Below are 26,725 nucleotides of genomic sequence, written 5' to 3'. Positions count from 1 at the left end.
TTGTTTAGTATTATATAAATCACTTAAAATTAATCCAAATATAAAAGGTAAAAATTTAGTATGAATTGTTATAAATAAAGCTACAATATAAAAGATATGTCTATTCCTGCTTTTTCCAATCAACAATACAAAAGATAATACAATTAACGAACCATAAAATTCATAATACATAGTCCATAAAGTAGGATTATATATTACGGACTGTCTAAAAAGAACTCCCCATACTCCATGCTTAAACATTTCCAATATATTAGGGCTAAAATTATAAAAGCTTCCTAACCAAAAAGATGTTGTTATCTCTGATGCTTTTACATTATAAAATAACTGTAACTTCATAAGTATATAGGCTATAAATACCGAAAACAATACTGGAGGCATTAACCTAAAATATCTTCTAATACCGGTTGAAATTATTGCACTGGTATCGTTATATTTAAAGAATTTATATGTCAGTACATAACCACTTAATATAAAAAATATACAAACCGATACATCACCATCATATAATAAATTTAAAGGTGTACTAGCAATAATCAGCTCAACCCCGCTACCTGTTCTAACATTATTAATACTTCCGTAATATAAAGCGGGATAAAACGCTGAAATGTAGTGGTAGATTACCACAATAAAGGCAGCTACCCCCCTTATCCCATCTAAATATTTTTCTTTTTGCATATTTTTCTCCTTTTTGTATATAAATTCGCAAAATCTTTTTTGTTTTGACAACTGAGCCACTATACACTATTGAGCATTTAAAAATAAACTGTATATTAAAAGAGTCAACCACCGAAAGTTGACTCTTTTAATTATTCTAATTCAAGCTTTGACAAACTTAATGCTGATGCAATAACTGCATCCATATCATAATATTTATATTCACCCAGTCTGCCTCCAAATATTACATATTTTTCTTTTTCTGCAAGCTCTTTATATCGCTGATACAACTTACTATTCTTTTCATCATTTACAGGATAGTAGGCTTCATCTCCTGGCTTCCACTCAGTACTATATTCTCGACTAATAATAGTTTTAGGTATATCATTTCCATATTCATCCTTACCAAACTCAAACCATTTGTGTTCTATAATTCGAGTCCAAGGAGTCTCCATATCAGTATAATTTACTACTGCATTTCCCTGGAAATTCGAGGTATCTAAAATCTCATTTTCAAATCTTATAGACCTATATTCCAGATTACCTAAGCAATAATCGAAATATTCATCTATGGCTCCTGTGAAAATCACTTTATCCGCTAATGCATCATATTCTGCCTTATTTATTAAGTAGTCTTGATTAAGACGTACCTCAATTCCATCAAGAAGATTCTCAACTAGCTTTGTGTATCCGCCAATTGGTATTCCTTGATATAATGCATTAAAATAATTATTGTCAAAGGTAAATCTAACCGGAAGTCTTTTAATAATAAAAGCTGGTAAATCTTTGCAGGCTCTCCCCCATTGCTTCTCCGTATACCCTTTTATTAGCTTCTCATAGATATCTCTACCAACTAAAGATATTGCTTGTTCCTCAAGATTACAAGGTTCTCCAGTTATTTCTTCCTTTTGCTTTTCAATCATTTCTAAAGCTTCACAAGGAGAAACTACTCCCCAAATTTTGTTAAATGTATACATATTAAATGGTAACGAATATAGTTCACCTTTATAGTTTGCTACTGGTGAATTAGTAAATCTGTTAAACGATGAAAATTGATTAATGTAGTTCCATACCTCAGTATTATTAGTATGAAAAATATGAGCTCCATATTTATGGAAGTTTATTCCTTCAATATTTTCTGTATATATATTTCCTGCTATATTAGATCGCTTATCTATCACTAAAACCCTTTTTCCAGTACTCTTTGCTTTCTGAGCAAAAACCGCACCATATAATCCTGCTCCAACAATTAAATAGTCAAACATTCTAACCTCACTGTAATCATTAAGTTAATTAATTCCAATCCACTCTTCTCTTAATCAAACATCTTTGCTATTCTTAAAAATAATCAATTTGCTAGCAATATAATTCAGTACTATTACCAGAATATTAGCCGCTGTTTTTATTATAACATCATTATATTTAAGAATATCAACACAAATAAACATGCATAGCCAATCCACAGCACCTGTTGCCAATCTACAAATAAAGAAAGAAACCAACTCTGCAATAATAGTTTTGATGCCTTTTGCACCACTATGAAATACCCACCTTCGATTTGTTACATATGCAAATGACACCGCAATAGTCCATGCGAATATAGTTCCAGCCATCACAGGAAGTAAAAATAAATGAACAGCTATCCAATATGTAATTACGTTAACTATAGTTGTTAATACACCAAATATTGCATAAGGAATAATATCTCTATACTTATTGATTAATCTCACTATACTAGACATATATTATAATTCCTTCTTAAATTTTCTAAATCCTTTCAATGCATTCCACCCGATCTTTATTATTTTGGGTATGTTAACGGAATTTACGCCTCCCTGACGAGGTTTAAACGATATTTCTTTAAATGCCATCTTTTCCTTATAGTACGCAAAATATGCTGTCATCATAATATTAGGTATATTGTAATCATATGGCAGTTTAGTTATATATTTTTCAACAACATCAACCTTCATTAATCTAAATGGCGCATTAGCATCTGGAACCTTAATTCCAAAATATATTCTCAGCAATAGGCAGACTATATGTTCAACAAACGCTCTTGATTTCCCGTCACCACGAGCGGAACGATGACCAATGATACAATCATATTTATCTCTCATACGCCAGAACTCATCAAATTCGTTAGGATCTGTTTGTCCATCTGAATCAGTTTGAAAAACATAGTCTACCTTATCAGCAATCGCTTTACTATATAATGCAATTACTTTAGGACCATGTTGTTTTTCTGTATCAGATAATATTTCTAATTGAGGAAAATCATGCTTCATTCTCTCTAAAATCGAATGTGTCTTATCAATACTTCCATTATCTGCAATTACTATTCGAGAAGATTTATCCTTTCCTTCTAAAATCTTATACCAGTCTTTTACTACTGTTTCTATATTATCCTCTTCGTTATAAGCCGGCATAACTACATACAAAGAATCTCCCATTTTATCTCCTTTTCATCTTTAGATATTCTAAGCAATTATCATTACTATTGATCAATCGTTAAATATATTGTAAAAAATCACTTTTCCACTTCCTCTTACTTTCTCAAATCCGTTTATAGCTGAGACTAGTAAAAAAGGCGTGTAATTAAAAAGGTACCTTGGTCTGGATTCCCATAAACTAAAAAATATAAGTACTCCAAAAATTGTAATATTTATTACAAAAATTATATCTATTTCACCGGTTCTAACGCCAGTAAAAAATGATCCTAATAGTAAAAATAAAATCAACACTTGGATACATTGACTCCAATAGCAAAATATTGGATTACCTATTTTATTATTAATAAAAAAATTTAAAATTTTAGAATTATTTATATGTGGAAACCAACCTAATAGCTCTGTAGCAAAATATCTACCGTCTCCCCAGATCCAATTATTCTTAGTGGTCAAAAACTTGATATATCCCGCCACCCCATAATCTTTTAGTCTATCAATAGTCAATTGAATTGCTGTGTCTCTCTGCTCTTTTCGCGTCTCTAATCCTATAATAGCAGAAACGTCTTCTGGTGGATATGCACCTAATCGCTTTTCATTTGTCCCCATCAGGAACCAAAATTCTTTTGGATATCCTTCTCCATTTGCTATTTCATATCCAAACCAATTCTTATCATCAATGTAATTATAAACAACAGTTTTAAAGCTCGAGAGAACAATAAAAAAAAGAAGTATCACACAACCAATTTTAACTATTGATTGGCGTGAAAATATCATATGAAGGAAAATAGCAATTATTGCTATTCCAACAGTAGCCTTTATAAATATTCCTAATACAAAAATCAATATCATAGTAGCCCATAATAATACAGTTCTCCTAAAGTTTAACTTTGAAATATTTGCATTGAGATAAGCATATATATATACTCCCCATATAGCAAATGGAATAGAAAGTGAATCAGTATAATAATAAGTGATATATGTATAGTAAGGGGAAAAAAGTAGTGAAAAAATCAAAAAAAGATTTGACATTTTACTACTTTTCCATATTATCTTAGACATAAAAAAACCGCCTAGAATTGCTAGATCAATACTTATAATGTTTAGTGCAATACAGTTTACATTGAATGATTTAAAGCCCATACTCATTAAAACTCTATTCCATATTATTATTTCACTAATGATTCCTACCTGATAAGGTGTATTTTGAAAATATTTATTATTATATGTTCCGCCTGATAAAATGCATTTTGCTGAATCAACTATTATACCAAAATCTGAAAACTTTGTAGTATCAGATATGTCATATGCTAGCTTTTGTGCTAAAAACACTTGTATACTGATTATTAACGTAAGTAATACTATAGATACAGCTTTTTTACTTATAACATTAGAAGAATTTACTTTAGTAAGTATTAAGTAGATTATTATTACAAAAAATATTATAATAAAAGGATTATAATAACTTGTTATTACAAAATCCCCGCCGTAAGAATTAGGATCTACAAAACAGTTGTTTAAAATAACATTCAATATAAGCCAAAAGAACATTGAACCTGCAATCAAATAAAATAGTTTTACTGCATTTTTACAAATTAACTTCATTTTTAAATTTTCCATTAATAACATAGTTCAATTCTTCCCTTCGGTCTTTCTTTATATATTCTTCGTTAAAATTATCAGATCTGTAAAATCCATAAATATAAAAATTTGTCACTATTTTTCATTATAATTATATATCTACTTTCCATAATATGCAACCATATAAATAAAAGAGGCGCTATTCCACGCCTCTAATTATGAATAATTAACTAAACGCTCCCTATTACGCTTAATAGTACTAATATCTTTTCATAGTCGACACAATTTACCTGTCTCCAAATATTTTAAATACTGGGTTAGAGGCAAGCTCATCTTAAATATCACTCTCACATTAAATTACCTATAGAATAACTTTTCTAATTTTTTTACAATTGCAGTCTCGGTTTTCTCGGCATCATTACGATTCTTTGCGCTCACAGATAGATATACTTTTAATTTAGGTTCTGTTCCAGAAGGCCGAATTACAATAGATGAGTTTTTCACTAGCATATACTTTAAAACATCTGATTTTGGTAGTTGATTAAGTCCTCCAAGATAATCTCTAATTTCGATTACCTCCAATCCCTCAATTTCATTTAAAGGATTCTCGCGCAGCTCTTGCATTATATTCTGCATTTTCTGAAAACCTTCCGCCCCTTCAAAGGTATAACTATGCAATGTATTTAAACAGTATCCATATTTTTTATATAATTCCTCCAAAACATCAATTAAACTTACACCCTTAGTTTTATAATAAGCAAACATTTCGCAAATCATCAAAGCCCCAACTACTGCATCCTTATCACGCACATATCCACCGGTTAAATATCCATAACTCTCCTCAAACCCAAGGATAAAACGATCCTCCTCTCCTTTTGCCTCTAGGAAACCAATTTGCTCACCAATAAACTTGAAGCCAGTTAACACATCAATTACTTGTACTCCATAATCTTCTGCAATTCTATTTGCCATATCTATAGTTACAATAGTTTTCACCAAAATAGGGTTATTTGGCATTTTTCCAAGAGCAATTCTGCGTTTACATATATAATCAAGGAGCAGCATGCCAACTTCATTTCCTGTTAGAAGTACATAATCATCGTCATTGCGTACTGCAATTCCTACACGGTCACAATCCGGATCTGTAGCTAATAACAATTCACTGCCTCTTTCTTTTGCATCCCGCAAACCTAACTCCAGTGCCTCTTTAATTTCAGGATTGGGATATGGGCATGTTGGAAACTCTCCATCTGGGTTTTCCTGCTCTTTCACTACTGAAATATTGGTAAAGCCGTTTTGCCTTAACACACTTGTAACACACTTTAACCCTGATCCATTTAGCGGGGTATAAACTATAGAAACCTCCTTGTTTATATTCTCGTCACATAAGGATTGGGATGATACCGAATTAAGATAATTTTTCATAACACTCTCTGGAATGTATGATATTTTCCCTACAGCCAATCCATCATAAAAATCCAGATATCTTATATCATTAAATATATCTAAAGCTTCTATTTCTTTTAAAATGGAACTAGCAGCTTCAGTTGTAATCTGGCAGCCATCACTGCCATAAACCTTATACCCATTATATTTAGAAGGATTGTGGCTTGCTGTAATTACAATACCTCCGCTACAATTGAGTTCTCTAACCGCAAAAGACAAAGATGGTGTAGGCATTAATTCAGAATAAATATAAGCTTTAATTCCATTAGCTGCAAATACTTCAGTTGCAATATAAGCAAATTTTTCCGATTTTATGCGACTATCATAAGCAATCGCCACAGATGGATGGCCTGACTTTTTCTTTAAATAATTACAGTAACCCTGTGTTGCTTTGGCCACGGTGTAAATATTCATACGATTAGTACCTACACCAATTATACCTCTTAATCCACCCGTACCAAACTCTAACTCACGGTAAAATCGGTCATATATTTCGGATTCCATCGTCTCTATCTTATACAGTTCAACTTTAAGATCCTCATCAGATAAATTTTGTTCTTTCCACTCACACCACTTTCTATATACTCGTTGATCCATTATTTTTACTCAGCTCTCTTTCCTTATATATTTTTACTTATTAACCATTAGTAATTAACTATCAACTTTAATTTAAAAGTATTAATTTTTATCTATAATACTTTCCCAATAAGTTTATTACTTTAAAATCTAAAATAGATAAATGGATTAAACTTTGATCCTACAACAAATACTATTGAAACAATAAATAAAAGTAAATAGTTAATATCAACTAATATAATACCTAAATTATTTAATATTATCCCATGATAACAACCTTTAATCCTGCTTTTTATTAAAGGAACAATAGGAGTACTAAGAACAACGCCAAGGATAACCATAAAAATTGTAAATGAGTCTAAATTAAGATAAAAATATTCCATATGCTTCATATCAAAAACAAACATCTTCTTAATATATTCTATTGCTTCAATTACAGTATTTGCTCTAAAAAATACCCAGCCGATCATAAATACAAGTATTGTATAGATATGACCAAATATTTTGGGCATCTTACTAAGTAATTTATTAAGCCCCATGCGCTCAACTATTAAAAATGCTCCATGATATAGTCCCCAGACGATAAAATTCAAAGCAGCTCCATGCCATAAACCAGTGCAAAAAAACACAATTATATTATTAATATAAGTTCTTTTAATGCCTTTTCTATTACCACCTAATGGAATGTATAAATAGTCCTTAAACCATGTAGATAATGATATATGCCATCTTCTCCAAAATTCTTGAATTGACTTTGAAATGTATGGATAATTAAAATTTTCAAGGAAATGGAATCCGAATATTCTGCCCATTCCAATAGCCATATCAGAATAGCCTGAAAAGTCAAAAAATATCTGCATAGAATATGATACAATTCCCAACCAAGCTAATGGTGTATTTAGATATGGTGATGTAAACGCGGCATCTGCAAATTTTGCGGAAAAGTTAGCCAGAAAAACTTTTTTGGCTAATCCAGTGATAAAACGTTTTATACCAATCCTTATATCATCAATACTTATTCTGCGCTCATTGATTTCATTCTCAATATCGATATAACGGACAATAGGGCCTGCTATTAATTGAGGAAATAGCATAATATATAATCCTAGATTAACAAACTTTTTCTGCGACTTAACATCTTTTCGATATACGTCAATGACATATGACATTATTTGAAATGTAAAAAATGAAATTCCAATTGGTAACGGAATATTAGGAACATTTATACTAAAGTCAGAATCTAAAAATCTAATAACATGCGTAATTCCATTTATTAGAAAATTAAAATATTTAAAAAAGCCAAGAATTCCTAAATTTAAAATAATAGATATTACAACTAACCTTTTAGGGTGCTTACAGTCATCTATATCAATTAGCTTTGCTAAAAGATAATTGACTATAATTGAAAAAAACATTAATATTGTATATTGAACCCCTCCCCAAGAGTAAAAAATAAGTGAAGAAACAAACAACCAGAAATTTCTATACTTTGGGTCAATCAAAAAATAAACAACTAATACTATTGGGAAAAATAATAATAGAAAAAATGGTGAAGCAAATACCATCTCTTTAAGACCTCCTTTTATGATGTATTAATTTTGCTTTAGATATTCGGCTAACGCTTGAACAAAGTCGATATGAGACTGTGGTAATTCGCAAGCATTATTTTCTATTATAATAAGATCCGACTGATCTACAATTTCATCAAAATTCATTTCATTAATCGCAACACCTGGCATCATACCTTCATAATATGTTCTTCCCCCATCTGGGTATAATTTATCTTGAAATTGTGTATATTGACTTCGCCAATAATATTTAAAAGGAATATCACTTTTTCCAAACAAGTTCATAATACTACGGCTAAAACTGGTCGACATTGAAAACACTCGTAGATTTGGCTCTTCTCCACCTTTCAATTTTATATCTGTAGTATAGTAATCATCTCTATAGTCAGATTTATACAAATTCAAAAGTGCTAAGTAATCCGCCTCATCTAATTCAGGTTTATCTATTTTATAATATGACAAGTCAATAGTAGGGGGATTGAAAGCAGTATTTTTTTTTATAAACTTTAATAGCTCTAAAATGGCATTTGAGGATGCATATTGACTCCAATGAATTCCTGTCCGATAAAAAACGGGATACTCTCCTTCTGACTTTAGTCTTAATATTAAATCTGTATAATCAATATACTTAATATTATAATTTTCAAAATTATTACTTAATGATTATATTTGCGGTTTCATTTAGAGAATAATAAGCAGCTCGATAATTCCAAGGTAAATCCTCTGGTAAAACTTCTGCTTTACTTGGGGTTATTATATAAATTAGATCCTTTCCTCTTTCCTCTAATTTGTCCTGTATAAATTTCAAATTCCGGGCATAATTATCAACTTGTATTTTATCCAGTGTTCCAATAAGTGATTGCTTAGTAAAATATTCACCAAAAAGGTTGCCATTTTTTCCAGCCTTAACACCATTAACAATACTTTCCGTATTGAACATAATTTCATCATATATCTTGACAATGTAAGTTCTAAAAGGAAAATTATCTGCAAACCAATTAGAATATTCTGTTTGATATTTACCATTCATAATGGTTTTAAACTCTCTCTTTGGTTTTATATTTTGCTCAACTACACCGTTTAATGTTGTCTGAGGCATTATTCCACCGAAAAAAAAGATTGCAAAAATCAACATAATTGAAATACTTATCACTGAAAAAAGATATTTCCACTTTATCATAATATTCTTTAAGATTATTATCTAATCTTATTACTCCTTATTGTAAGTTTACAAATTTATAAATTATTATTTCTTACCAGTAACACTTTTTATATTAAAACAATGATAGAAGCTTTATATCCAATTTATTAGTATAAATAACTTCTATCATCTTTAATTATACTGATTGACTAAACAAAAAGATAAATATCTGGATAAAATAGAAACGTGACTTATGCAATGGTAAGAATTTAATCATTGTCAACTATTTTAATTTCTTTCGATCCTTTATATTTATTTTTATTTGTATTTACTCTTCGTTGACTACCTTATCTAATAAACTACAAACTTGATCTGCACATTCCTCCCACGTAATTGAGCGCCATTCATTTGCTATCTTCTGTTCACGATCTATTAATTCTTTTCTATTTATAGAATAAAATAATATCTTCTCAGCCCATTTGATTGTATCTAAAGGGTGAACATAATCAATAAAATCTTGACCTATTTCTCGTAATGGATCAACATCTGAGGCAATACAGAATTTACCATAATTCAAACTTTCTGGTAAAGTTAAACTCCAGCCTTCATACAAGCTTGCCAAAACAGTGAACAAACAGTTTCTATATAAAACATCCATTTCATCATCGCCTGGTGAGACCACGATAATTTTATTTTTAACCCGCTCATCTTTATTAAGTGTTTTTATAAAATCTTCTGTTTTCCAACCTGGATAACCCGCAAAAACCATCTGTGGAACTTCATTATTATTTTGCTCTAGCATTTTCAGATAAGCTTTATATAGCGTCTCATGATTTTTTCTCATTTCAATAGATCCAACCGTGAGTGTATATGGTCCATTTATACCCAAATTTTCAAGTACTTTAACATCATTTATTTCCTTTACTGAATTATTCACAATATTACTTCCAAATTTTATCGTAAACCCTGGTTTAACATTTAGATTATTATCGCGAAAATATGCTTCTGCGTCTCGCTTTGCTGTATCACCGCCATAAAATATGCAATCACATAATTCACTGGTATTTTTTAAAAATGGAATATAAGATTCTATTGTCTTATTCATATGCACCTGAGGATATAAAATGGGCGTTAAATCATAGATAAGTTGTATAAATTTAAAACCTATTTCTTTTTTAGCTTTAAGTATAGAAGGATACTGTTCTTGCAAATAGCCGGTACCTGTTGTAAAAATTATGTCGCCCTTACTAAATGGGAAGGCATTTACACTCAGTCCATCAGAGCTTAAACACTCTGGTTTTAATCCTCTTTTTTGGATTCTACGTTTAACTTCTAACCCAAATTTAATATATGAATGTTGTAATTTAGCTGGTAATATGCTGCAAATTAACCAGAATGGACCAACTGTTTGCTGGATTACAGTCTTAATACTATCGTTTTTTTCATTATAGCTCTCTGATGTTAAACACGCTAAATACGGACGTATATGATTAAATGACGTTTCAATATCAACTCCATCGAACAGCGGTGCTAAAGTACATTTATCAATATTGATGCAACCGTCTTTTGTCAGAACAACAAACTTAATATCTGGCCTTATACGAGATAAGAAACGTGCAAGGATCAACTGTGTCCTTAATATTCCACTAACAAAAGCGCCACTATAACTCAGTGTCCAAGCCAACGTCATATCCATATATATATCAGTTTTTCTTTTAATTCTTTTCTCGTCACATAATAAGAACAACTTTTCTTCTATTGTTTTAGTACATTCATTCCAGGTTATAACTTTCCATTTATCTTTAATCTTCTTTTCAAACTCTTTTACAGATTCAGGATTTTGATAAAAATAAATAATTCTTTCTGCCCAAGCCCTGGCATCCAGTGGATCTACAAATTCAGTTATTCCATTTCCAATTTCAATTAACGGATCAACTTTAGAAGATATACATAATTTTCCATATCCTAATGCTTCAGGTAAAGTTAAGCTCCAACCTTCATACAAACTAGGTAAAAGTGTAAAAAGACAGTTTTGGTATAATAAATCCAGTTCTTCGTCCGTAGGGCGTAGTATTATTATTTTACCTTTTAGCCTAGGATCCTTTTTTATACAATCAATTAAATTACTCTGTGCCAGTGCCCCTCCAATAATAACAAATTGAGGAATTTCTTGTGCATTGTACTTTTCTAACATTAAAATATAAGCACGATATATAGTATCATAGTTTTTTCTAGGTTCAATAGAACCAACAGCCATTATATACTTTTCTTCAATACCAAGTTTTTTAAATATTTGCTCTTTATTCCCCTTATCTAAAGTCTTAACGATTTCAGAACCAAACCTAATTGGATAGCCTTTAGGTGTTGGAAGATCATTATCTCTTAAATACTTTTCCGTATCTCTTTGTGCTGTAGCTCCTCCATATAATATCATGTCACAGTTATTAGCTATCCATTTAATATACTTATCAAATGAATTTTCATCATATAAGTGAGCCGTTCCTTCTTTCACAAGAATTATATCATATACCAAATAAACAAGACTGATACTATTTTTTTCACTTTTTAATTTTGAATACAAAAACTCCTTATCTGTACCAAACCAACCACAAGAAAAGATAATATCTTTTTCTCCATATGGATGACTAAATTCTTTTACCGCTTCCACTTTTATCTTCTTTTTTGTGAGTTTTTTTATTAAGGCACGTAATCTAGAAACAAATGATACCGGAAGAAATATTAAGCCAAATGTTACCTTAAGAATTGGCCTTATAGCAGGTGACTTTCTTGCTATATATAATCTCCCCGCCTCCTTTAATCGTTCCCGCCTACTATCTGAAAAAGAGTATGCATTATCTAATCCGATAGGATTTTGCAAAACTTTCTGTTTCTGCTTAGAAAATATATTGTTTCTACCCATAGCAGTTAGATATGCATCTGTAACACTATCCGCATTCCATAACCACTCTAATTTATCAGATGTAACTTCTACGAAACCACCATCTTTACAAATACTAAACCTTATATTTTTATAGTTCTTCTTAAAATTATATGCGATTTCTAATTCTGCACGAATAATACCAACAACACCCCCGCGCCATGCCTGCATACTATTCGTTAAATCCATCCAAATATCCATTGAATTTCTCCTCTACCTAAACATTCTTTTATCCATAAAATGGTTCTACACTCAGAAGAGAAGTAATTCATTACTTCTACATCTAAAATAGAACCATTTTATTAAATACTATTTATTTAAACTATTTTTAATTAAACCTAGGTCATTTTCAGCCATTCTCTTAACTAAGTTATTAAAGTCAATCTGACGTCTCCAACCAAGCACCGTTTCGGCCTTTTGAGGATTTCCTAATAATACTTCTACCTCTGCTGGTCTAAAGAATTTTGGATTAACTTTTACTACTGTCTTTCCAGTACCTTTATCAATTCCTACTTCATCTATACCAGTTCCGCTCCATTCAATTTCAATATCTGCGTAATAAAAAGCCTTCTCCACAAATTCACGAACAGTGCGGGTTTCATTGGTAGCAATAACATAATCATCTGGGTTCTCCTGCTGAAGCATTAACCACATAGCCTGTACATAATCCTGTGAATGTCCCCAATCACGTTTACTATCCATATTTCCTAGCTCCAGGCAATCCTGTAAACCAAACTTAATCCGGGCAACTGCATTTGTAATCTTACGTGTAACGAACTCTTTACCTCTTCGTTCACTTTCATGATTAAAAAGTATACCGCTGCATGCATACATATTATAGCTTTCACGATAATTCTTTGTAATCCAATGACCATAAACCTTAGCAACACCATAAGGACTTCTTGGATAAAATGGCGTATTTTCTGTCTGCGGCATCTCCTGAACCAAACCAAACATCTCACTGGTAGAAGCCTGATAAAACCGGGCTGTTGGTTTAACAATCCTGATAGCCTCCAGTATGTTAGTTACACCGATTCCGTCAATATCTGCTGTTGCCAGCGGCTGTTCCCAGCTGGTTGCCACAAAAGACTGAGCTGCCAGATTATAAACTTCATCTGCCTGTGATATCTTCATTGCATTTATCAATGAAATAGGATCTGTCATATCGGCATAAATGAAATTAATCTTTTCCTTTATATGTTCAACATTGCCATAATCCACAACGCTTTTTCTTCTCATAATACCGTATACATTATACCCTTTTTCAAGTAATAGCTCCGCAAGATAAGAACCATCCTGTCCAGTTATACCAGTTATTAATGCTGTTTTCATAATCAATCTCCTTTGATCTCTATAAGTATTCATTTCTATTACAAATTTTCAGATTTTCCAGTACCTTTTTTATATCACCCGCACTGTCTTTATCGCATATCAGGGTAGCATCCTCAGTATCTACAATTACTAAATCTTTTAGTCCTACCGCTGCTATTAACTTTTTATCGCCTTCAATAATACAATTCTTAGTATCAATTGTAATTATATTACCACTTACTACATTGCCAAATTCATTTGTTTTTCTAATTCTCTCTACCGCCAGCCACGATCCAACATCATCCCAGCCAAATGTCCCTGGTAACGTATATATATTATTAGCCTTTTCCATTATCCCATAATCAACAGATTCTGAACGGAAATCCAGGAATGTCTTTTCTAATACTAAATCTTCATGTTCTGAACCAATTGCATTCTTAATTTCGTTCAATCCAGTATATATATCGGGAAGATATTCTTTAAATCTTGATAATATAGTAGATACTTTCCAAACAAACATTCCGCTATTCCATAAATACTCTTCTGACGCAATATATTCTTTCGCAGTCTCCAAGTTAGGTTTCTCAACAAAACAATCAACCTCAAATGCATGACCATCACATTTATCTCCATTAAACTTTATATAGCCATATCCTGTCTCCGGATAGTCAGGAGTAATTCCGATTGTAACCAAATTTTCATCTTGCTCAGCTTTTTCAGCTGCATCTTTAAGCGTATTAATAAACATTCCATTGTACTTTATTAAATGATCCGACGGTAATACAAACATTATTGCATCTTCATATCTGCTTGCTATATGTACTGCCCCTAGCCCTATGCAGGGCGCTGTATTTCTTCCCACAGGTTCACACAGTATATTTTTTTCAGGTATCTCAGGCAGCTGCTTTTTTACAAGTTCCTTATATTCCTTATTTGTAGCAATATAAATATCCGCCATATCAACAACCGGAAGAATTCTTTCAATCGTTAATTGAATCATTGTCTTTCCATCATTGGTCAAAGATAAGAATTGCTTTGGCATTTCCCGTCTGCTTTTCGGCCAGAAACGTTCGCCTCTGCCGCCGGCCATTATAAGTGCCGTTCTTCTCATAGTAATTACCTCACAACTTTCCTAACATTTTCAATTATTTATCTTATTATAAATTATACGTTTAAATATGCCTTTTGGCAACATGAAATCAATTACATTTTTTGTCTAACTCATTATAATAATTATGATACATATTGTCTAAAATGTCATATATACTATTACCGCTATATTTCTCTTTCCCAAGAAATTCAAGCATTCTTTCATTTGAGCCAACCAATCTCCAAACTTCATTTTTCCTGACAAGATTGTTTGATATCTGTATCTCTGGTGTATAGCCAGAAATCTCCTTTAACATATCAATAATATTAGTCCCGCTGGTCGCAACTCCAGAACAAATATTAAGTTTATCAATTTCGATTTTTGATCTTGTTAACAATTCCACAAGCACATTAACGCAGTATTCCACATTGACATAATCTCTTTCAGAACCAATATTTCCCAACTTAATTGATTCCTGCCGACTTGCAAAAGAGCGTACCAATTTGGGTAAAAAGAAATTCTGGTTCTGACCATATCCTACTATATTAAATGGACGAACAATTTTAATATCCAGTTTATCTGCATACTGCCTGCTCATATACTCCATCACCATTTTACTGTAGGAATAGTGATTTACCGGATCATACGGCATATTTTCATAATAATACAGGTCTTTTTGATTTCCATAAATACCTGCTGTACTAACCAAAACGACTCTTGTTCCTGAATCGCATGTATTGTATATTGCTTCTAATAAATTCTCTGTGACGCTTATATTGGTGTTATAAATTTCCGATATATTTCCAAATGTAACTGCAGCTATTGCTGCCAAATGAAGAACAGCATCAGGTCTATATTCTTCAATCACTTTCATTAATTCTTCCCTATTGCTGAGGTCTGCTAACACAGCTTTAGAATTCTTCTGTAAATCAGACTCTTTTCTAACAATAGCCAGGTAATCATTCCCTCTTGCCAGTATTTCTTTACAGCAATATCTCCCGATAAATCCAGTAGCACCAGTTATCAATATCTTCTTCACAATGTCACTTCCATTCTACTTATTCTGCATGTATTCCAGATACATCTTATGAACTTCTTTTGGTTCTCCTTTCATCTGGATTAACCCTTCTTTAATCCAGATCGACTCCTCACATATCTCTTCAATCTGATTTAAAGAATGAGATACAATTACAATAGTCGTTCCATTTCGCTTTATTTCCTTTAATCTCTCAAAGCATTTATTCTGAAAAGCAACATCCCCAACTGCCAATATTTCATCAATTAACAAAATATCTGCATCTACGTGGATAGCTACAGAAAACGCCAGACGCATATACATCCCCGAAGAATAGGTCCGGATGGGGTTATCAATATGATCTCCCAACTCAGAAAACTCTATGATCGATTCTAATTTCTGATTAATTTCTGCTCTTGATAATCCAAAAATGGAGGCATTAATATAAATATTCTCTCTGCCGCTCATGTCAGGATGAAACCCGGCTCCTAATTCAATTAAGCTGGATACTCTCCCAAGCATTTCTATCTTTCCACTATCGGGATACATGATTTTAGTCAATAATTTTAATGTAGTACTTTTACCGCAGCCATTCTGTCCAATAAGACCAATACCCGTACCCTTTTTAACTGTAAAGCTAATTCCCTTTAGTACTTCTCTCCTTTCGTATTTTCTACGATTACGAAATAATACCTTTTCTTTTAATGTAGACCCTTTATCTAGATAAACTTTAAATGATTTGGTTACATTAGTAACCTCTATAGAATTCTCCTGATTCATTACAGTTCCTCCGCAAAACGCTTTGACAATTTATGAAATACAAACAGGCTAATTAACATCAACCCTACACCCATCACAACAGCATTAAGCAATGTTGATACTTGTGGAACCTGTTTATAATACAATATATCTCTATATGCAGTTAATATGGAGGTCATTGGATTAAGCAGGAAAATAGGTCTAATTTCTTCCGGAACCTGATCAATTGAATAAATAACCGGGGATAAAAACTGCCATGCCATTGTAATGATACCGAGAATATATTCCGTATCTCTCAAATATACTGTTATAGCTGATACCAGCATAGCCATGCCAAGCGCCAGTGTATATTCTATTATCATAATTAGCGGCAGAAATGTTACCGCCAGTAAGTCGATACCCTTGCCGCTAATTATCAGGATAGGTATTACAACAACAAATGATAATAACATATTAACAAATTGACTTGTTACAAATGCTAAAGGCAGAACCTGTCTGGGAAAATAAATCTTTTTTACCATCTCTTTTTGGGTCATTATACAAGTTGCTCCGCCAGATACACAGGTACTGAAAAATATCCAGGGAATTAACGCTACAAACAAAAATAAATAATAATCTTTAATACCGTTTCTCATTATTACAGAAAATACAAGAGTATAGACACCTAATTGTAATAAAGGATTTAAAAATGTCCATAAGAAACCTAAGACAGAACCTTTATACCGTCCCTTTAAATCTCTCCTTACTAAACTAAAAATCATTTCTCTATACAAGTATAATTCATTCATCAATTTCATATCACTTAACCTCTACAGTCACCGGTATTGTAAGAACACCTTTTTCAGAAAACCATTGCGTATTTGATTCCAGAACGTCAATATAATAAATGTAAACTCCTGCCTTATCAGGTATATTCAGGGTTACATTACAGGTTCCCTCTTCATTATTAAAAATATCTTCAATATTAGATAATTGATTATCCCATGCAATTAATTTTTGCTCTTTCTTTTCATCCAGCCCATAAAGATGATAACCAATATTAATATTATTGCGGGAAGAAATTAAACGATTGGACTTGTTTTTAATAGTAATCGGTACAAGAAGTTCTCTATTAGTATCTTTTAAAGATACTTCATAATTCACCTGGCTAGCACTCGTAAATATTCTGTACGGATGACTGTTCATTTTTACACTAATAATACTAAGTAAAACAATGTATATAAAAAGCAATATGCTAACTATAATACTATATTTTTTTATTTTTTTCATTTAGATTATACCTCTATTTTATTGCATATTTTCATAGACTGATCGCAACCGCTCTGCAGAACCTTTCCATGTAAATTCTTTTGCTCTTTTAAGCCCCCTTTCTATTAATCGCTTTCTATGCTCTGTATTACTAATAATTTCAAACATAGCCTCGCTTAGATCTTCGGCAGAGAAGGGATCAATCAGGTATCCGGCATCCTGCACCACTTCAGGAAGGGAGGATACGTTAGAGGTTATGATAGGTACTCCGCATGCCATAGCTTCTAATGGAGGCATGCCAAACCCCTCATAAATCGAAGGAAAGACAAAGGCTAAAGCGCCCTTTAATAGAGTAACTGCCTCTTCAGCTTCTATATATCCTGTAAATATAACATTTTCATTTATTTTATAGTCACTGACCTTTTTGTACACATTGTCATAATTCCAGCCATTTTTACCCGCAATAACTAACTTGGGTATCAGTGTGTCACGCTTATGTAAAGCTGCATATGCATCTATTAACTTTTCTATATTCTTCCTTGGTTCTAATGTTCCCAAATATAAAAAATAATCCTGGTCTATATTAAATTTTTTCTTAATGACCGTAAGTTCATCCAAATCAATAATATTATTGTAAATACTATGATCTACAGCACAAGGTACGACAGCAATCTTTTCACTGGGAATGCCCAGATATTTAATTATTTCCTGCTTACTAAACTCCGAGATGGTTATAATTCGGTCGGCGCGTCTGCACGACTCCGCCAGGTTCTCGTTCAGCATTCTTAAAGTTTTCTCTCCAATAGTTTCAGGATATACTTTATATGCCATATCATAGACATATAAGGCCGTTTTTCCTTTAACACCCGGTGGAAGTACATAATTAAAAAATTGGGTGACATCTGCCTCTTCACGAAAAAACATTTTATATGGAAGGCGCAAATAACGATTTAATCTATTATATAATACACTATGAAACCATTTACATTTATTTATATTTACTTTATGATTTGATAAATAATGGTCAATTACTTCTTCTCTTTTATTTTCTTCTAACATTCTAAAATAATTTAATACAATATCATCAGTTCCAAGTTGTATATAATTACTTATAATAGCTTCTGAATTTCTTCCTATTCCAGTCTTTTGCCTTTCAAACAATATTTGAGAATCAAACGCTATCTTCAAATTTTCTCTCCTATTCTTTATTTTTAGCCAATTCGCAATAGATATGTTCGATATTTTCAAGCATATCCTTGGTAGTGAATTGTGCTTTCACTCTCTGTCGACCGTTTTTTCCCATAGTTATCCGGGCATCTTCATGATCTATCAACCACTGCATAGCCTTTGCCAACTCTTCAGGTGATCCGGGTTCAACAGTTAGACCAGTCTCTTTATCAAGGCTTACAAAAGGAACACCACTTGGTAAGTTTGTATTTATAACAGGTTTTTGAAAAACCATCGCTTCTAATTGCACAAGACCAAATGCTTCACTTTTAACTATAGACGGTAATACGAGTGCATCACAATCATAAATACATTGGATCATCTCATCATCAGTTATCGCTCCGCGAAACATGACCTTTTCAGCAATACCCAAATCTATGGTTTTTTGCTTCAGCCTTTCTTCCAGAGGACCTGTGCCCACTAAGCAAAGTTCACCATTTTTTACTTTCGAAAACGCTTCAATTAAAACTTCACACCCTTTATAATATACCAGTCTGCCTATAAACAAAAATTTGACAGATTTCGAAGAACCTTCATTATTCAGTTCCTTACAGGACAAATATTCATCAGCCAGCTGTTCAATACGCGGTTCGACACCATATGGCACTATTTTACATTTATCACGATATTCAGGCAGGTAATCGGATCCATCTATATGGCCCTGGGTTGCAACCAGTATTAGATCTGCTCTTTTTAAAAATTTTTTCATCAAGGGTTTATAAAATTTCATCATTTTTTTTTGTCTAACAATGTCGCTATGCCATGAAACAATAATTTTGCCTTTATAATTTGATAAAAGGCAGGCCAAATCTGCGAGTGGAAATGGAAGATGAACATGTACAATATCCGCATTTTTAGACATTTTTCTAAATTTTACTAGAAAAGATAATGAAATAGGAAGAGATAATAACATCCCGGCACTGCCAGCCCTTATAACTTCAACACCATTTATCAACTCTTTCGTACCAAAACCTTTTTCTCTGCATACTAATACTTTAACATCCATTTTTTGGTATAGGCCTTCTGCTATCTGCTGAACTAGACGTTCAATTCCACCAGTCACTGGATAATAAAGCTTATTTACCTCTAAAACTCTGATTTTTCTATCCGACATCTCATCACCATTATAATAATTCTTCATAGACTTTAGTAAGTATTGAAGCAGCTTCACGCCAAGTATATTTGCCTACATGATCAAAGCCTTTCAAACGATATTCATTTAATGTATCTTCTTCAAACATGAATTTCTCGATAGCTTTTGTGATTTCAGATGAGTCCAGTGGATTTACTTTCAAAGCAGCTTCACCGCTTATTTCATTAAGGGAGGTTGTATTGGAAGTAATCACCGGTGTACCACAAGACATTGCTTCAATTACTGGCATACCGAATCCTTCATATAAACTAGGGAATATAAAGCATTTTGCTCCACTCATTAAAATAGGAGCTTCTGATTCTGATACATATCCAGTAAATATGACTTTATCTTCAATATGTAATTGTTTCACCTTTTCAAATATAGAGTCATACATCCAACCTTTTTTTCCTGCCAATACCAGACAGGGAATTTCTATAGTTTTATTTCTCTCTATAAAATTACTGTATGCTTCTATAATTCTTTCAATATTTTTCCTTGGTTCTAATGTACCTAAATATAAAAAATAATCTCCTTTAATTTCATACTTCTCCTTGACTGAAAGTATTTGATCGTTTTTATATTCACTATGAAATAAATCAGTGTCAACTCCCATTGGCATAACAACGATTTTTTCTTCAGGTATTTTCAAATATCTAATTATTTCCGATTTGCTGAATTCAGAAATGGTGATTATTCGGTCAGCCCTTTTACACGATTTTTTGACTGTTAATTCTAACCATATTCTAGTTTTTTTACGAACTGTCTCCGGAATTGATTTATATGCCATATCATAAATTATAGTTACTTTTTTCCCATTGACCCCAGGAGGTACGGAATAATTAAAAAATTGTGTAATATCAGCTTTTTTTCCAAAAAATCCTGAGTATCTGATGGGTATTATATTCCACAATAATTTATATAGCACATCATTAAAATATCGACACCTATTATCTATACAACCACTCGTTCTGTATTTATCGAGTAAAAAAAGCTTTTCTCTAGATCTTTTAGTTTCAAAATAATTAAGTTGATATGAATTGTTAGTATTTTTTGATATTTCTTTAATGAGATTATCTGCACACCAGGCAATCCCTGTCTTATCCCCTTTTAAAAACAATTGAACATCAAATGCTATTTTCATAAATCCTGATGTACTCCTTCTGTTGATTCTTTCATAAACAATATTTTAGGTGTCATTAAAAACAATTTCAGATCAAGCAGAAACGAATAATTTCTAATATATGTTAAATCTAATTTCAATTTATCATATGATGTAGTATTATACTTCCCATAAATTTGAGCATACCCAGTTAAACCAGCTTTAACTTTTGTTCTATATGAAAACTCAGGAATTTCTTCCAGAATTTTTTCAGCTAATTCTGGTCTTTCAGGACGAGGACCCACAAATGACATATCTCCCTTTAATATGTTGAATAATTGAGGCAATTCATCTAACCTGGTTCTCCGAAGTATATGCCCAACAGGTAATATCCTGCAGTCTCCTTCAGCCGCCAGCCGTGCAACTCCATCTTTTTCTGCCTCTTGAATCATTGTACGAAATTTGTATATTACAAAACTTTTGTTGTCCTTCGTTATTCTGACCTGGTTAAAAAAAACAGGACCAGGATCTGTCAGCTTAATGCATAGACTTATAATCATAAATAGAGGACTCGTTATGATTATACCAATTAAAGATATAAGAATATCGAACAATCGCTTTATAAACTGCTGTTCAATTGTTAATCCTTCATTTCTAGACAGCAACAAGGGAGAATCAAACAAATTAAATTCTATTGAGCTTTTAAGTATAATATCAGAAATTTTAGGAACGCTGTAGGTTCGAATGGAATTAGCATAACAATACTTTAATATTAGATTTCTTTCATGACTATTTATATCACCAATTATTATTCCGTCATAATTGGTAATTTCTCCAAATATATATAATACTCCAGAGTCTATATCTACTATTTTACAAATCTCATATTTATCCTCCCTTGAGTTTATTTTATCTGCAAGATGATAATCAGACCGCTTGCCGGAAACCAAAAGCATTTTTCTGGGTGGAAATAATCTGCTATATATCCATTGATAAATTAATGTCCAAAGAATTATAACGAGAAAATCTTGTGATGTCATCCTTATAAGTTGTAATGGACTCAAAAAATGTTTGTCTAGAGCTGCTATTTGTAGGTATGTAAATATATTGGTAAATATAACTGCAAGCATTTGCGAATATATTAAATTTACTTTTTTTAAATATCCAACTTTGAATCCTCCATAAGTATTCATAAATAAAATAAGAATAACTCCGTACAGAAAAATCATCATCCAATTTCCTCTTCTGAAAAAGGGGAATTCTATTATCTTATTATAATAATTGTTCCATGTCCAACTATATAAATAAATCAACATCGAAGTTATTCCCAATGTAAATATTAATTTTATTAGACGTTTATACTTTTCATCGACCTTCATATTATTAACACCTTTTTATCTGTATTAGTCAAAACTGGAAATTAATAATAATGTTCCAATATGATTTATTAACCGTTACATCGCTTATCAGTAGGAATAGTATTCTCTGTAATTATTTAAGCCATATTAGTATACCATATAAGTTGTTGTAAGTACAATCTTCTTCATTACAAAAAGCACTGTTAATATTTAAGAATTTATGAATATTTTACCTTAAAAAAACACTCTGTCTTACCAAGATATTTAATACCATTTCCCGGTCAGATGAAGTGTTTTTTAATATTATTGACTTTTATTATCCGTTGTGAGAAGCCTAGACGCCCCCATTCCAGCTAACAGCCAAAATATTGGAGTGACTATAGGAAGATTTAAATTCACAAATGCTTGTACAGCATAACATATAACTCCAAATGCAATAGCAATAATATAAGGATTTTTACTATTTCTGGAACAACAATCTTTAATAACCCCAAAAACAAATACTAAATATGAAACCAAACCCAAGATGCCCATCGTCATCAGAATATGCAAATATTCATTGTGTGCACTATCAAATATTTCATTATATGGATTGTTTTTGAATCGATCCAACATTAAAATTCCAAAAGTCTCAGGCCCATAACCCACTACTTTTTTCCAAATTGGTAATTCTTTGTAACGCTCAATTGATTTTCTCCATATAAATCCTCTATGTGTTCCCCAATTATCATTAAGCTGAAAATAGTTACTCAATCCTCCATATCGTTCAGCATGACCCGCACTATTACAATCATATAGGATAAATAAAACAATTAAAATACCGATACATACAAATAACAACCATATACTGCGAAACTTATAATTATACTTAATTTCCGAATTTTTATTTTTTATATAAACCAATAAAAATACTATTATCCACAGACCTGCTATCAAATACATTAACAATCCACTCATTATGACCACATTAAAAACACCATCCACTCCCAAAACTTTATCAGGGAAGGCTTTATTTACCCAATCAATGCCCTGAATAACTGATAAGAAGGTAGCTAATATGGTTATATACTTTCGTACTCCTAATCTATTTTCAAATAGATAGAAGGGTAAAAAAACAAATAAGGCAAGTAATGAGAGATAAGCATTATCACTAGTTCCCGTTACAATTGCTATAAAACTGATGATCAAACATATATAATAAACAGCTATACGTCTTTTCTCCTTACTAGTTGCATAAAGAACAGCCGAAATAGCCACTATTATTCCAACATAAGCTGTATAAGTATTGATATTGCCAATAGTAGAGGTGAATATTGCTCTTTGTTCCTCTAGCATCAACACTTTAAATCTAAAAATATCTAATTTAAAATAGTCCGTAATTCCAAATAAACAGACTAATATTCCAATACCTAACATTAAGTCAATAAAATACGCTTTAAAAACCCAAAATCTGCTTATAAAAAAGTAAGATAATACATACAAGGTTATCAAGAATAATCCTGTGTATCTTCCTTCATTTCCCCAAAAAGATTCGTACAAATAACTCGATGTAAACGTTGATAAAACAGCATTAAAATAAAATACCAGCAAGCTAATATCAGCAACTGATAATTTTTTTAATCTTTCTTTTAAATTCCCATCACTCAAGTATAAATTAACCGACTTTTTCCCACTAGTTAAACCATATAATACAATTAAGATAGTAAGGGATATAGTACACAAACAATAGTAATAGTACTTAACAACTAATATGTCAAAATACGCATTTCTTATTATTAATGGAGTTCCTATCCCGATAGCCAATACATATATTGCAACTATCCATGTTAAAAAGCGTGTTTTTTCAGATATTATTTTCATTTAACACAACCTCTCGTATCCAGTCTTTCTAACGACGACTTTATAAATACTAATCAAATAACCCTGACGATTCTGATTATACGTGATATCAAATAATAATGCAACCCTATTCTCATTTAGTAATAGCAGCCATACCCAATTAATATAAATGGGGCAGGATCCAAAGAATCCTACCCCATTCACACTTATAGCAATAATTAATCTTCTACGTAGATGTAGTTGATCTTCTCGCCAGTTAAGTTATAGCAACGATCGTTACCATCTTTAGCTTTTGATTTGCTCTTCTGTACGCTACCGCTAGTATTTACTAACTTGTAGCTGATCTTAGCAGTTTCTGCAGCTGTATTATTAACTGTATAGTACTCTGTATAGTCTTTTCCTGTCGGAACTGCAGCAGGGCTTACATAAGACTCATCCTTGAACTCGTCAGTAGTTAAGATTGAATATCTTGGTGCTGTACCAGACTCATCAATCTTGATAACTGCATACTTGTCGTCCTTATCAGCGCTTAAAAGCATACCAGCCATATAGTACTTTTTGTTATCAACGCCATTCTTACCAGCGCCCTTATAGCTGCCAGACTTGTTGAACAGGAATCCTAAAGACTCTCCATCGATAGAAACATTCTGCTTATTAGTCTTCATGGAACCATCATCGCCGCTTCCGAAATAATAGCATAAGTAGCCCATATCTAATAATTCATTAGCATTCTCTTTAAAGTTGTCTTCTGTATCAAACTTCTTATCGCTGAATGTATCATCAGATGCGATAGCGTCAACATTAGTTGTGCTTCCGGTCTCGAATTTAATGAACTTTAATCCATCTTTCATTCTGCCGTATTCATCAAAGAGGTACTTCTTACCATTAATTGTCTTGATTTCAGAAGCAACTAATTTACCATCTTTATCAGAATAGTACCAGGAATCTTCATCATCATTATACTTATCTTCATAAAGATTCTCATCCGGAACAACCTTGAACCAACCCTTGGTTACTCTTGCGCCATCTTCTGGTGTACCATAATATCTCCAGTTTTTGGTGTAATCTGCAGAACCCTGTGTTGCTGTGATGCTTCCTGTAGCAGTCTTAGCTGTTGTAGGTGTAGCATCATAGATAACCCACTCTGCATTCATACGGCCATACTCATCAAAGCTGTATTTCTTACCATTGATGGTTTTGCCTTTCTCTTCGGTCATCTTCTTACCATTGCTCTTGAAGTAGAACCAACGAGTCTGGTTTTCATCATCAAATACGTTGCTGCTTGATTTCCCAGCTTCATCTTCTGTATAATCACTATCTACGATGTCAAGATATGCCCAGCCAGCTGCCTGTGCTCCATCATTTTCATCTCCGCAGTAATAATCGCCTTCCTGCCAAGCTGTATCGCCAGTCTTTCTCTCGCCGTCAGAGCCGATCCAGCCAAATAACATCTTTCCTTCATCATCGAAAAGATATTTTTTACCATTAATGGTTTTGAAAGAAGCTGTGCTGCTGGTGCTTGAGCTCTTATAAGCTTTACCATTAGCGCCAAAATAGTACCAGTGATTTACAGGCTCATCTTCATTGTCTCCATCATAATTTTCATTCTCAATGGAAACCCACTTATTGGTTACCATGGAACCGTTATCATCTACATAGTAGTAGTTGTCATTGTATTCAACAATAACATCGGTAGCCATCTCGCCATCATCATTTAAGTAGAACCAGTTGTCACCAGATTTTTCCCACTTCTCTGTCTCTTTGTCTCCGCTCTTGTCATAGTACACCCATGTACCATTTTCTTCCTGCCAGCCAGTAGCTGCGAAAGAGGACATGGAAGCGCCTAATGCCAGCAGTGCTGCTGTAGATAAAACAGCAACTAATTTAGTCTGCTTTCTCATAATTAATGCACTCTCCTTTTTTCTTTTTGAAATACTTTCTGAAATTCCTAATAGCATTACGAGGTAATTATACTTCCTATAATGGAAATTATCAATACTTTTTTTACTTTTTTTGCATATTTTGCAAATTCAAAAAAATATTTACAATTCCGGAAGAAGCTATCAATTCCTCCATCACATGGAACATTATAATACATATGTTGTAAAAATGCTATAACATTTATCTGTTCATTTTCTTACGTAAATATTACGAAATGGCTTTTTTTAAGAAAAATTGTTTTTTAAAAATACATAGCTTCGTTTTTTGGTGGAAAGTCTTATTTTATCGGTGTTATTTACGCCTTTTCCAGCGCCAATCATCTATTGATTTTTACCAGTTCAATGGTATAATG

22 protein-coding genes are annotated in these 26,725 nt (G+C 32.2%); all 22 read right to left on the bottom strand.

The annotated features are described in order from the left end of the window. On the bottom strand, window positions 1-675 hold a 675-nt coding region (locus tag DS742_RS26125; protein WP_147325889.1), incomplete at its 3' end, for an acyltransferase family protein. A 131-nt stretch (window positions 676-806) separates the two neighbouring features. Beyond that, window positions 807-1,919 (bottom strand): UDP-galactopyranose mutase, encoded by a 1,113-nt coding sequence (gene glf, locus DS742_RS26120; protein ID WP_117419851.1) that lies wholly within the window; start codon window positions 1,917-1,919, stop codon window positions 807-809. A gap of 54 nt (window positions 1,920-1,973) precedes the next feature. After that, window positions 1,974-2,396 (bottom strand): GtrA family protein, encoded by a 423-nt coding sequence (locus tag DS742_RS26115; RefSeq protein WP_117419850.1) that lies wholly within the window; start codon window positions 2,394-2,396, stop codon window positions 1,974-1,976. Between the two features lie 3 nt (window positions 2,397-2,399). Further along, on the bottom strand, window positions 2,400-3,107 hold the full coding sequence (locus DS742_RS26110) for a glycosyltransferase family 2 protein (RefSeq protein ID WP_117419849.1): 708 nt from the start codon (window positions 3,105-3,107) through the stop codon (window positions 2,400-2,402). 51 nt (window positions 3,108-3,158) lie between these two features. Then, window positions 3,159-4,730 carry a glycosyltransferase-like membrane protein gene (locus DS742_RS26105; protein WP_117419848.1) on the bottom strand — a complete coding sequence of 524 codons (1,572 nt, stop codon included), beginning with the start codon at window positions 4,728-4,730 and terminating at the stop codon, window positions 3,159-3,161. A 309-nt stretch (window positions 4,731-5,039) separates the two neighbouring features. Next, window positions 5,040-6,725 (bottom strand): phospho-sugar mutase, encoded by a 1,686-nt coding sequence (locus tag DS742_RS26100; RefSeq protein ID WP_117419847.1) that lies wholly within the window; start codon window positions 6,723-6,725, stop codon window positions 5,040-5,042. 122 nt (window positions 6,726-6,847) lie between these two features. Next, on the bottom strand, window positions 6,848-8,269 hold the full coding sequence (locus DS742_RS26095; protein ID WP_117419846.1) for an MBOAT family O-acyltransferase: 1,422 nt from the start codon (window positions 8,267-8,269) through the stop codon (window positions 6,848-6,850). 27 nt (window positions 8,270-8,296) lie between these two features. Further along, window positions 8,297-8,677 carry a hypothetical protein gene (locus DS742_RS26090; RefSeq protein WP_117419845.1) on the bottom strand — a complete coding sequence of 127 codons (381 nt, stop codon included), beginning with the start codon at window positions 8,675-8,677 and terminating at the stop codon, window positions 8,297-8,299. A gap of 247 nt (window positions 8,678-8,924) precedes the next feature. Next, window positions 8,925-9,371: a hypothetical protein gene (locus DS742_RS26085; protein WP_147325887.1), complete on the bottom strand. Its 447-nt coding sequence runs from the start codon at window positions 9,369-9,371 to the stop codon at window positions 8,925-8,927. 370 nt (window positions 9,372-9,741) lie between these two features. Then, a complete protein-coding gene (locus tag DS742_RS26080) occupies window positions 9,742-12,552 on the bottom strand; it encodes a glycosyltransferase (protein WP_117419843.1) in 2,811 nt (936 codons plus the stop codon). 108 nt (window positions 12,553-12,660) lie between these two features. Then, entirely contained in the window at window positions 12,661-13,683 is a 1,023-nt protein-coding gene (gene gmd, locus DS742_RS26075) for a GDP-mannose 4,6-dehydratase (RefSeq protein WP_117419842.1), read from the bottom strand. A gap of 19 nt (window positions 13,684-13,702) precedes the next feature. Next, window positions 13,703-14,773 carry a mannose-1-phosphate guanylyltransferase gene (locus DS742_RS26070; protein WP_117419841.1) on the bottom strand — a complete coding sequence of 357 codons (1,071 nt, stop codon included), beginning with the start codon at window positions 14,771-14,773 and terminating at the stop codon, window positions 13,703-13,705. Window positions 14,774-14,861: 88 nt separating this feature from the next. Beyond that, window positions 14,862-15,791, bottom strand: a complete 930-nt coding sequence (locus DS742_RS26065) for an NAD-dependent epimerase/dehydratase family protein (protein ID WP_170313597.1) — start codon at window positions 15,789-15,791, stop codon at window positions 14,862-14,864. 15 nt (window positions 15,792-15,806) lie between these two features. Next, a complete protein-coding gene (locus tag DS742_RS26060; RefSeq protein WP_117419839.1) occupies window positions 15,807-16,547 on the bottom strand; it encodes an ABC transporter ATP-binding protein in 741 nt (246 codons plus the stop codon). After that, window positions 16,547-17,323 carry an ABC transporter permease gene (locus DS742_RS26055; RefSeq protein ID WP_117419838.1) on the bottom strand — a complete coding sequence of 259 codons (777 nt, stop codon included), beginning with the start codon at window positions 17,321-17,323 and terminating at the stop codon, window positions 16,547-16,549. Before DS742_RS26055 ends, DS742_RS26060 begins: the two co-directional genes overlap by 1 nt. A gap of 1 nt (window position 17,324) precedes the next feature. Further along, window positions 17,325-17,795, bottom strand: a complete 471-nt coding sequence (locus tag DS742_RS26050) for a hypothetical protein (protein WP_147325885.1) — start codon at window positions 17,793-17,795, stop codon at window positions 17,325-17,327. Window positions 17,796-17,813: 18 nt separating this feature from the next. Continuing rightward, window positions 17,814-18,962 carry a glycosyltransferase family 4 protein gene (locus DS742_RS26045; protein ID WP_117419836.1) on the bottom strand — a complete coding sequence of 383 codons (1,149 nt, stop codon included), beginning with the start codon at window positions 18,960-18,962 and terminating at the stop codon, window positions 17,814-17,816. A gap of 10 nt (window positions 18,963-18,972) precedes the next feature. Further along, window positions 18,973-20,115, bottom strand: a complete 1,143-nt coding sequence (locus DS742_RS26040) for a glycosyltransferase (protein ID WP_117419853.1) — start codon at window positions 20,113-20,115, stop codon at window positions 18,973-18,975. A gap of 10 nt (window positions 20,116-20,125) precedes the next feature. Continuing rightward, on the bottom strand, window positions 20,126-21,277 hold the full coding sequence (locus DS742_RS26035; protein ID WP_117419835.1) for a glycosyltransferase family 4 protein: 1,152 nt from the start codon (window positions 21,275-21,277) through the stop codon (window positions 20,126-20,128). Beyond that, a complete protein-coding gene (locus tag DS742_RS26030; protein WP_117419834.1) occupies window positions 21,274-22,614 on the bottom strand; it encodes an exopolysaccharide biosynthesis polyprenyl glycosylphosphotransferase in 1,341 nt (446 codons plus the stop codon). The genes DS742_RS26035 and DS742_RS26030 overlap by 4 nt, the downstream gene beginning before the upstream one ends. 282 nt (window positions 22,615-22,896) lie before the next feature. Then, window positions 22,897-24,453 (bottom strand): O-antigen ligase family protein, encoded by a 1,557-nt coding sequence (locus DS742_RS26025; protein WP_117419833.1) that lies wholly within the window; start codon window positions 24,451-24,453, stop codon window positions 22,897-22,899. 197 nt (window positions 24,454-24,650) lie between these two features. Beyond that, the gene (locus DS742_RS26020) at window positions 24,651-26,333 is read right to left on the bottom strand and encodes a PspC-like choline-binding domain-containing protein (RefSeq protein WP_117419852.1); all 1,683 of its coding nucleotides are present in this window, start codon (window positions 26,331-26,333) and stop codon (window positions 24,651-24,653) included. Window positions 26,334-26,725 lie beyond the last annotated feature (392 nt).

Source organism: Lacrimispora amygdalina (genome assembly GCF_003432035.1).
Lineage (GTDB): Bacteria > Bacillota > Clostridia > Lachnospirales > Lachnospiraceae > Lacrimispora > Lacrimispora amygdalina.
The sequence above is the reverse complement of the archived record's forward strand: the minus strand, read 5'-3'. Positions and strand labels throughout refer to the sequence as shown.

Bases quoted from the DNA above. Each gene is read 5' to 3' on its own strand.
- DS742_RS26105 (WP_117419848.1), bottom strand. From the start codon at position 4,730: ATGTTATTAATGGAAAATTTAAAAATGAAGTTAATTTGTAAAAATGCA.
- DS742_RS26080 (WP_117419843.1), bottom strand. From the start codon at position 12,552: ATGGATATTTGGATGGATTTAACGAATAGTATGCAGGCATGGCGCGGG.
- DS742_RS26070 (WP_117419841.1), bottom strand. From the start codon at position 14,773: ATGAGAAGAACGGCACTTATAATGGCCGGCGGCAGAGGCGAACGTTTC.
- DS742_RS26040 (WP_117419853.1), bottom strand. From the start codon at position 20,115: ATGTCGGATAGAAAAATCAGAGTTTTAGAGGTAAATAAGCTTTATTAT.
- DS742_RS26030 (WP_117419834.1), bottom strand. From the start codon at position 22,614: ATGAAGGTCGATGAAAAGTATAAACGTCTAATAAAATTAATATTTACA.
- DS742_RS26085 (WP_147325887.1), bottom strand. From the start codon at position 9,371: ATGCCTCAGACAACATTAAACGGTGTAGTTGAGCAAAATATAAAACCA.
- DS742_RS26035 (WP_117419835.1), bottom strand. From the start codon at position 21,277: ATGAAAATAGCATTTGATGTTCAATTGTTTTTAAAAGGGGATAAGACA.
- DS742_RS26020 (WP_117419852.1), bottom strand. From the start codon at position 26,333: ATGAGAAAGCAGACTAAATTAGTTGCTGTTTTATCTACAGCAGCACTG.
- gmd (WP_117419842.1), bottom strand. From the start codon at position 13,683: ATGAAAACAGCATTAATAACTGGTATAACTGGACAGGATGGTTCTTAT.
- DS742_RS26055 (WP_117419838.1), bottom strand. From the start codon at position 17,323: ATGAAATTGATGAATGAATTATACTTGTATAGAGAAATGATTTTTAGT.
- DS742_RS26095 (WP_117419846.1), bottom strand. From the start codon at position 8,269: ATGGTATTTGCTTCACCATTTTTTCTATTATTATTTTTCCCAATAGTA.
- DS742_RS26050 (WP_147325885.1), bottom strand. From the start codon at position 17,795: ATGAAAAAAATAAAAAAATATAGTATTATAGTTAGCATATTGCTTTTT.
- DS742_RS26025 (WP_117419833.1), bottom strand. From the start codon at position 24,453: ATGAAAATAATATCTGAAAAAACACGCTTTTTAACATGGATAGTTGCA.
- DS742_RS26060 (WP_117419839.1), bottom strand. From the start codon at position 16,547: ATGAATCAGGAGAATTCTATAGAGGTTACTAATGTAACCAAATCATTT.
- DS742_RS26110 (WP_117419849.1), bottom strand. From the start codon at position 3,107: ATGGGAGATTCTTTGTATGTAGTTATGCCGGCTTATAACGAAGAGGAT.
- glf (WP_117419851.1), bottom strand. From the start codon at position 1,919: ATGTTTGACTATTTAATTGTTGGAGCAGGATTATATGGTGCGGTTTTT.
- DS742_RS26100 (WP_117419847.1), bottom strand. From the start codon at position 6,725: ATGGATCAACGAGTATATAGAAAGTGGTGTGAGTGGAAAGAACAAAAT.
- DS742_RS26115 (WP_117419850.1), bottom strand. From the start codon at position 2,396: ATGTCTAGTATAGTGAGATTAATCAATAAGTATAGAGATATTATTCCT.